Genomic DNA, 1,690 nt, shown 5'->3' on the forward strand with positions numbered 1-1,690 from the left:
GGGGTGCCCCCGGGGGGCGGGGGGGCCCGCCCGCTTCCCGTCCCGGCCACGTCCGCCGGGGCGTTCCCGGGCCGGGCGCGGAACGTGGTCCACCGGGCGCGGCACCCGACCAGAGCCGTGCACGGCCCGCGAGGACAGCTCAGCCGAACGGGTGGACTCTGGTCTAATGGGTTGCTCTTTTGTCGGCCGCCGGTAGTGGGGGACGTGGTGTTGGACGTACTGAACAGGCCCGCTTCCGAGACCGTCGACGCGGAGCAGCCCGAAGGACCCCCACCGGTTCCGCTCCGCCCCTACCTGATCCTCGCGGGCCTCCTCTGCGGCCTGTACTTCCTGTACTCCTGGGTGCAGTACGCGCACTTCCGCACGCCCTCCTGGGACCTGGGGATCTTCGGGCAGTCGGTCCGGGCGTACGCCGAGTTCCGGGCGCCCGTCGTCGACATCAAGGGCCCCGGCTTCCCCATACTCGGCGACCACTTCAGCCCCGTCACCGCACTCCTCGCCCCGCTCTACTGGATCTGGTCCTCGCCGGCCTCCCTGCTCTTCGGGCAGGCCGCGCTCTTCGCCGCCTCCGCCGTCGTCGTCGGCCGCACCACCCAGCAGGTCCTCGGCAGCCGGGCCGCGGGCATCGGGCTGACGGTCGCCTACGGGCTCTCCTGGGGCCTGCAGGAGGCCGTCAAGTCCGACTTCCACGAGATCGCCTTCGCCGTCCCGCTGCTCGCCCTGACCTGCCGGGCCCTGCTCCTCGGGCGCTGGACCGCAGCCGCCGCCTGGTCCGCCCCGCTCGTCCTGGTCAAGGAGGACATGGGGCTCACCGTCGCCATGGTCGGAGCGGTCCTCTTCCTGAAGGGCCAGAAGCGGCTCGGCGCGGTCCTGGCCGGCTTCGGCACCGCGGCCTTCGCGCTGACGGTCCTCGTCCTGATCCCGGCGGCGAGCAGGCTCGGCCAGTACGACTACTGGTCCAAGATCGAGAAGACCGGCGAGGGCACCGAAACCTCCTTCGGGCAGGTCGTCGGAGACGCCCTCGCCTCGGGCGAGCGCTGGGAGATGGTCCTCTACCTGCTCGCGATCACCGGCTTCCTCGCCCTGCGCTCCCCGCTGCTCCTGCTCGTCCTGCCGACCCTCGGCTGGCGCTTCCTCTCGCAGGACCCCAACCACTGGGGCATGCACTGGCACTACAGCGCGGTCCTGATGCCGGTCGTCTTCCTCGCCCTCGTGGACGGCGTCCGCTCGGTCCGCACGTCGCCGCGCGCCTGGCTCGCCGCGTACGGGAAGGTCGTGGTCCCGGTGGCGACGGCGGTCGCCCTCGTCCTCGCGGCGAACCTGCCGCTGCGGGAGCTGCTCACCCCGGAGACCTACCGGACGGACGCCCGCACCCTCCAGGCGCGGGCGGCGGTCGACGCGGTGCCGGAGGGGGCCAGCGTGGAGGCCGACGTCTCGCTCCTCGCCCACCTCACGGCGGACCACCGGGTCTACTGGGTGGGCACGGCCAAGGGGGCGACCCCGGACTACCTCGCCTTCGATCTGCGCGGCTGGGGACAGCAGGTGTCGGATCCGGTGCGGCTGGCTTCGCAATTGCATCCGGAAGCGCGCTACGAGATCGTCCACCGCTCGGAGGGCTTCGCGGTCCTCAAGAAGGTCTGACGCACGGGCGACGGCGAGGGGCCGGGTGCCGCACCGAAAGGTGCGGCAC

1 protein-coding gene is annotated in these 1,690 nt (G+C 72.5%); it reads left to right on the plus strand.

The window, feature by feature from the left end:
• Positions 1–207 precede the first annotated feature (207 nt).
• Positions 208–1,641 carry a DUF2079 domain-containing protein gene (locus ACFW22_RS35830; RefSeq protein WP_386412979.1) on the plus strand — a complete coding sequence of 478 codons (1,434 nt, stop codon included), beginning with the start codon at positions 208–210 and terminating at the stop codon, positions 1,639–1,641.
• Positions 1,642–1,690: the final 49 nt, after the last annotated feature.

Source organism: Streptomyces sp. NPDC058872 (genome assembly GCF_042743065.1).
GTDB lineage: Bacteria > Actinomycetota > Actinomycetes > Streptomycetales > Streptomycetaceae > Streptomyces.